Origin of the sequence: Chryseobacterium balustinum, assembly GCF_900168205.1 — a bacterium.
GTDB lineage: Bacteria > Bacteroidota > Bacteroidia > Flavobacteriales > Weeksellaceae > Chryseobacterium > Chryseobacterium balustinum.
The window spans coordinates 1-6946 of the sequence record NZ_FUZE01000048.1; the positions used below are offsets into that span (position 1 = coordinate 1).

The 6946-nt window shown below is 31.7% G+C and carries 5 protein-coding genes; 1 reads left to right on the forward strand and 4 read right to left on the reverse strand.

Annotated features, from left to right (window positions below; all coding sequences use genetic code 11):
• Positions 1-117: 117 nt before the first annotated feature.
• The 3 genes from B5X64_RS22070 to B5X64_RS22080 form a co-directional block, all read right to left on the reverse strand.
• Entirely contained in the window at positions 118-810 is a 693-nt protein-coding gene (locus tag B5X64_RS22070; protein ID WP_079467278.1) for a hypothetical protein, read from the reverse strand.
• A gap of 651 nt (positions 811-1461) precedes the next feature.
• The gene (locus tag B5X64_RS22075; RefSeq protein ID WP_123920910.1) at positions 1462-2406 is read right to left on the reverse strand and encodes a hypothetical protein; all 945 of its coding nucleotides are present in this window, start codon (positions 2404-2406) and stop codon (positions 1462-1464) included.
• Positions 2407-2540: 134 nt separating this feature from the next.
• Positions 2541-3092 carry an STM3941 family protein gene (locus B5X64_RS22080; RefSeq protein ID WP_079467280.1) on the reverse strand — a complete coding sequence of 184 codons (552 nt, stop codon included), beginning with the start codon at positions 3090-3092 and terminating at the stop codon, positions 2541-2543.
• A gap of 377 nt (positions 3093-3469) precedes the next feature.
• On the opposite strand from B5X64_RS22080, the gene B5X64_RS22085 reads away from it, so the two are divergent.
• On the forward strand, positions 3470-5953 hold the full coding sequence (locus tag B5X64_RS22085) for a DUF5686 family protein (protein ID WP_079467281.1): 2484 nt from the start codon (positions 3470-3472) through the stop codon (positions 5951-5953).
• A 282-nt stretch (positions 5954-6235) separates the two neighbouring features.
• Here the strand turns inward: B5X64_RS22085 and B5X64_RS22090 are convergent, their stop codons facing one another.
• Entirely contained in the window at positions 6236-6430 is a 195-nt protein-coding gene (locus B5X64_RS22090; protein WP_079467282.1) for a bacteriocin-like protein, read from the reverse strand.
• Between the last annotated feature and the right edge of the window lie 516 nt (positions 6431-6946).

The following is a 6946-nucleotide window of genomic DNA, read 5'->3' on the forward strand; positions in this document are numbered from 1 at the left end:
TTAGAAATAAAATCATACACAGAGTTTATGCTTTAATTAAAAACAATTCTGTGTATGAAAACAACTTGCAAATGTCATAGAAATCGAACTGACGAGGGAACTGACGCAATACATTTTTTATACCGGATCCGTCGGTGGTACTTCCGGAAGTCCACTTGGGGTGTCGTGGATGATGTAGTCGTTGTATTTGGCTTCGTTGGTTTCGTAGAAAATATCCTGACCGATGCCTGCATATTTTGTAAGCAATTGGTAGAGTTTATTGAGCGCTTCTACTCTGCCTTCGGTGGCAACATCACGGTCTGAAATACCTTGAGTTTGTGAATCGATAGCGATGTCCAAAGTATCACGTTGTGTAGTCAGCGTATTAATTTTGTCTGCAGTAAGACCTTCATCTGAAAGTTCGGTAAGATATTTCTCTGCGGTGAGGCTCATTATTTTGGCGACGCGCACGAGCTCGGCATCGCTTTGTTGACTGATCAATGCATTGCCGAATTCCTTGTATTTGGCACTGTGCTGTCCAAAAACATTTTCTGCAGCATTGAAAATACTGCGCATGGATTTTTCCAGTGCTTTTCTGGCGGCGTCTTTTTGTTCGGTAAGATTTATTTTGATGGCTTCCAGCTGTTCATCGCTTGGGAAACTGTCTACCGTGTTTCGGACAGTGATCAGTTCGGACTTTTTTGTGGGGTTGTAGCCACGGTCTGTAAATTCAGCGAGGTCTCTGTCGATTAAAGCGATCAATTCATCAGCTTTTTGTTTCAGCACAGAATCTGCAATTCTGAAACTACGTATTACCTGTTCTTTTTTCATAATGGATTTGTTTTTTTGTGTTTTAAATAAGGGTTTGAGATATAATTTTATCTTTTGTGTTCATTTATCAATTTTCACGAAAAGGATGTAAATCACTGATAAATAACAAATTGTACTTGATTGCCTCTTCGAACTGGTTGATGGGCACTTCGAACTACTTGAACGGTTCTTCGAATTACTTGTTTGCTTATTCGAAACAGTTGATTGCCTAAACGAAACACTTGAAAGACCTTTCGAAAGGGTTAATTGGTTCAACCAAATGATTGAATGCTATTTCTAAACGGTTGAAGAGGCCTTCAAACTTCTTGAGCGATCAAACGTACTAGTTTATCGGTTTTTGAGTTTAGGAAGTTCTTGGTTACAATAGTATTTTTTTGTGGGGTCCGATGGTACCGGAAGCCTGCGCATGAAATGCGGGATTATTTTTAAATATCATCATTTTGTTTTTTGTTGTTCTTAAAACAAATATAAAAATATTTTTGATTAGCTGGAACTGAGTATATATTTTTTTTAAAATGAGAAAACCTTGCGGGAGGGTGAGGTTTTTATCATTGAAATTATTTTTTGTGAAAAATACAATTTCGTACGAAACGTAAATATGAATTTACCACAAATTCGCAATCTTGCTGAGTGCCTGTTACCAAAACTTTTTTAAATGCACTCATTTCGCACTTTAATATTTTTTCTTTCAAGTTGGATTTTCATTTCTAACCATTTTTGGTCATTCAATGTTCCTGCTGGATATATTTTGTGTCTATAATTTTTAGTTATAACTCTCAAATTATTCGGTTGTTTTGCTTGACTTTCGTAAATTATAATTTCTATCTCAGAGTTTTTATAAATATCTTTTACCCACCAAAAATAATGATTTCTAACTACAAAGTAGTTTTTAGATAACTCAAAATAATGCATACAGTATGCATTGAAAGCAAACCAAAACAAACCAAAAGGAATAAAGAACTTTAATGCATTAAAAAATGGTATTTTTCGAATTGGCGAAAATGTTAGAAATAAAAAAAATAATATTAAGCTCCACATCATAATTCCGCGAAATGAGAAAAATGGACTTCCTTTGAATTCTTCAAAATTTTCTTTCTCAATCTCTTTTTTGAATATTTTTTTGTCGTTAATTTCAAAACTATCTTTCTTATCAACTACAATTTGCTTTATGAATGACTTGATTTCCCAAGAATTTGAATACATATCATCAAAAATATGTTCAGTGATATTATTTTTAAATTCTAAAGTTGTTACTTCCATTTGATAACTGAATAATCCAAAGCCTTTTTTTCCAGTCATTTTTATATTTTGGATATCTTTCCAATAATATGTTTTGTCTTTGATTATTATTTTATCAAAATCTAAAATTATTTTTGGTGAGTTTTTAATGTAACTTCTAACAAAATTATAACCAATATAATAGATAAGAATTCCAAAAATTGGCATAAAATAAGTTTTGTTCTCAATTTCGTTATTTAACCACATTTTGCAAAATATGTAAATCATAAAACTTCCCAATGCTATGGAAAATAGCACTAAAAAAACAATTGACAACCAAATAGTTTTCCGATTTTTTTTTGAAATAATTTTTGTCATAAAATTTCTGTCAACGAACCGTAGCTTTGCGATGATGGAGCAATAGAAGCACAAATCTTCAATTTTGCACAAAAGTTAAATCGAAGAACTGTCGTTGAACATTGCAGTTTCGCACCACTATTACAAAACCTTTGTTAGCCGTTGTATTTATATTTATTCAAATTTTCGTTTAACGTTTTCATAAGTTCTGCATAATTCATTTGCATTGAATTTGCAGATAAATTAAATGGCGAACCATAGTTATTAACATTAAATTTCATTAATTTTTTTCGTATTCCACTTTCTCCCTTTTCAATCCAATAATCTGAATTGTCCACATCGATAATTACAAACTTTTGACTCTGTATTTTAAGTTCTGAAAATCCATTTATGTTCTTCCATTCAATGAATTCTGTTTGTGATTTTTTTGGATTAACATTTACTACTTTTCTGTCGATTATTAGAATTAGTTGGTTTGTAACAAGTTGGTTTGTAATAAGTTGTTTAATTGACACATATATTCCTAATCCGAAAAATAAAACAGATGCAATTCCAATTGTTTTTATAAGAAAAGGACTTCTTGCTCTGTAACCTGTGAAATTTTCAGCATTCATAAGCATATAAAATCCACCAACTACAAATAATAGCGAACCCATTAATAATAACATTGATTTTTTCTTACTTGAATAAATTTCAATTCTTTCCATTTCTCGATTACGTGTTTTCTGTTTATTTTCTGCTCGTTTTGAGAATATAACACCTCACATCTGTCTTTACGTAATGCGTCAATCCAAACCATAATTTTGTTAAAAATAAATAATTATTCAATCTAAAACAATTTTATTTCAAACCTAAATGATAAAATGCAACTCCTTCAAATATTAGAAGTAGTATCTATGCTTCACAAAACCTTAAAAACTCTTAAACAAAACATTATTTATCATTCAATTGGGAATTGAAAGACTAAAAAATATTTTATATACAATTGAAATACAGCTTATTTTATTTTTAACAAAAGATTATATTTTCTCTTATGGTTTTGTAACTTTCTTATCAATAGTTTTGTCTCATTAATAAAAACTCAATGACAAAACTTTTATCTACTCAACTTTTACTTTGTACGGTACTTATTTTTGGGCAAACTCAATTGAAAGTTTTCAATAAAACTACCAAAAAACCGATTGAAAATGCAGCCGTTTACTGTGACGACAATCTTTTGGGAAAAACCAATTACGAAGGTAGTTTATCATTTAAGACAAAATGTAAAAAAGTAGAAATACTTGCCAGCAATTTTGAAGATGCTTTGGTTGATGTAAAAAAGTCGATGGATGTTGCCATGCAGCCTTTGTCGGAAAAACAAAGTAACATCGATAAAATTATCATCACCGATAAAAGTGACCCAAAAGCATTGAGAATTTTAGATGAAGTCAATAAAAGGGAAAAAGAAAATTCACCAAAATCTTTAGATACCTATAACTTTAAATCATATTCAAAGTTCTCGATCGATGTAGACAAAGATTCAATTGATACTTTTAAAAATTTCCTGGCTTCTAGAAAAGATTCTCTTTCAAAAGTCGATAAAAAAGAATTTAAACAAAAGGAAAGCGAAAAGAAAGATTCGTTAATTAATGAAGACTTCATCAACGCTTCACAGGAAAGCCAAATGTTTCTTTGGGAAAAGGCAACAGAATACAAATATTCGCAGAAATTTGGAGAAAAGACCAATATCATCGATAACAGAATGTCGGGTTTTAAAAATCCTATTTATGAGGCTTTGGCAATAAATATTTCCAATTTAAACAGAACTCCAAGACAGTTAAGACCTGAGAATAGAAAGCTTTTCAACTTTTATATGTCAGATACTCTACAATTGGACGGAAGAAAAACCTACGTTATTAAATTCAAGGAAATCACCGATAAAAAGAAGCAGAATCCGAGAAAATTTAATGGTAAAATTTATATTGATTCTGAAACCTATGCGCTGAAAAAATTTGAAAGTGCTAACAAAAAAAGAAATGAAGGCGACATTATCTCTGTATGGAAGCCAATTGACGGAAAATGGTTTTTAGATCATGAAGATATTAAACTGAAAATGGGTGACCAAACCTTCAATATTGCAAAGAGAGACAGTGTAAAGACCGATAGTTTAAAGAAAGGCGCATACATCAGCGACAAGCGAAAATACCATCAGAAAACCTTTGGAAATTACCTGTATGTAAAAAACCGTTTCTTTGATTTCCAACTGAATGAAGCTCAAAAAGCATCAGAATTTAAAGGCTATTCTCTCGAAATGAAAAACTCTGACGGAAGTCTGCTTGAGCAGTACAGAACCGACAGTTTGACCGCAAGAGAAAGTGCAACTTACACTCAAATCGACAGTTTTGTACAGAAGCATGATTTTGAAAAGAAACTGAGTTTTTTAACCCAATTAATGAGAGGAAACCTGCGTTATAAAATGATTGATTTTGATATTACTAAGCTTTTCAGCTACGATAAATACCAAGGTATTCGTTTGGGAGCAGGATTAAAACTGAATGAGAAATTCAACAAGACATTTTCACCAGATGGCTATTTCGGTTATGGTTTTAAAGACCACACCTGGAAATATGGTCTTGGTCTTGACATGAAGTTGTCTGATAAAAGAACTTCTATTTTCCGCGTTGATTATGTAGATGACGTCTTTGCAGCTGGAAGATTTAGCAACAATATGTGGGATATGATGATGAAAGTGAATGACCTCAATCTAGATCTGCACAATGCCAATTTTTATAAAAACCAAAAATGGGGAGCATCATATTTGTATGACATTTCGAACTCCTTGAGTATGAAAATCGCAGTGAATAAAGAGAAGCAGGAAGCGCTTTTTGATTATCAATACAAAAATTTAGGAAACCGTTTTGATAATGTAAGCACAACTTTATCTCTGAAATTTTCACCAAATGATAAAAACATTATGACGCCAAGTGGAAAATATACCTACGAAAAAGGCTTTCCGCAAGTTTATATGAATTTTGAAAAAGGAATTAACGAATTGGGCGGAGATTTGGATTATTATAGAGCTGATGCTTTGATCATTCACCAGTTCAGATCAAAATTGGGGATTACTAATCTTAAACTTTTTGGAGGAATTTCATCAGGAACAGCTCCAATCTGGAAAAACTTTGAAATTGCAGGTCAGAACGACAGAAATCCTGATCATTGGTATTCTAATATCAATACTCCAAATAACTTGGCATTTGCAACAATGCCATCCGGAACTTTCTTCGCAGATAAGTTTATCGCATTTAAATTTTCACAATATTTACCGTTTAGATTTAAAACTATTGGTTCAAGATACTCAAACATTGAGCTGGAATACCAATCAGCCATTGGAGATTTCAAAAACAGAAGTGATCATCAGTTCGATTTTCAGGTATTGGATCACTATTATCAGGAAGTTGGAATAATCTGGAATAGATTTTTAGGCAGAAACTTTGGCGTAGGATTCTCTTATAGATTAGGACATTATCAAACCTCGCAATTCAAAGACAACTTTGGAATCAAACTGAGGTTTAATCTTTTAAATTAAGAAAATAGAATCGTTTTAAAGAAGTTAAAAAATAGTTGACCGTCATTCACTTTTAAAGTTGATGGCGGTTTTTTTGAATAAATTTTAAATCTGATTAAATACAGGTTTATATTAAGCTATTTTGATCCTGAAACATATTATTTAATTAAAAAGTATCATCTACAGCTTGTAGATGATACTTAATTTTACAACAACTATAATGAATAACCTTACGTATATTAATGAATATCTTAATAAAATAAAGTCATTTATTAAGTTGTGAAAGAGTTTTTAATTGACCTATTAGGTATGAAATTCTTTACAAGTTTTTTCATCAATACCAAGTTTAAGACAACATTGATATCTGGTCATACAAATTCCATTTGGCCAACCTGGAGGATAACACATTCCGAATGCAGGATCATCCGGGCACGTAGGTCCTCCACCTCCGTTGAGTGATTTTAGATTTTCTCTTGAAATTTTGGTTAGATTTTTCATATTTTATTTTTGAATGGTTCCTACTCTAATAAAGCTTTTCGGATTCCGCTTTAATAAAGTAGTAATTTTTCAACATATGATGAAATATAATTTCGTATTTTTTACTCATTATTGTTCAAAGCTGAAAATAAAACCTAAGAAATTATAATTAATTTCTATGAGCTATTTCCGGCTCTCCGCTATTACTCCTCACGCCAACGCTTCTCCATCTCTAAATGTCTCCTACTCTCCAACGCATGTTCCGGGGTAACCGCTTCTATCCGGGCTAAGGTTACAGTCTTTTTATAATAATATTTGTTTTTAAATTAAGGTTAAAGGCGTCAAATTCATCTTTTCAGAATTCAATATTTACCATCTTTAAATGTAAAGCTCAAAATCAAGATTTTAAATAAAATCCACAGTCAAGGTAAAACATAACAAGCACTCCTTTGGAGTGTAACCTTTGTAGCACATTACAGCATCATTTTCATAAGCTCCGGAGGAGCGATACAACTAACAACTAACAACTAACAACTA

Bases quoted from the DNA above. Each gene is read 5' to 3' on its own strand.
- B5X64_RS22075 (WP_123920910.1), bottom strand. From the start codon at position 2,406: ATGACAAAAATTATTTCAAAAAAAAATCGGAAAACTATTTGGTTGTCA.
- B5X64_RS22090 (WP_079467282.1), bottom strand. From the start codon at position 6,430: ATGAAAAATCTAACCAAAATTTCAAGAGAAAATCTAAAATCACTCAAC.
- B5X64_RS22080 (WP_079467280.1), bottom strand. From the start codon at position 3,092: ATGGAAAGAATTGAAATTTATTCAAGTAAGAAAAAATCAATGTTATTA.
- B5X64_RS22070 (WP_079467278.1), bottom strand. From the start codon at position 810: ATGAAAAAAGAACAGGTAATACGTAGTTTCAGAATTGCAGATTCTGTG.
- B5X64_RS22085 (WP_079467281.1), top strand. From the start codon at position 3,470: ATGACAAAACTTTTATCTACTCAACTTTTACTTTGTACGGTACTTATT.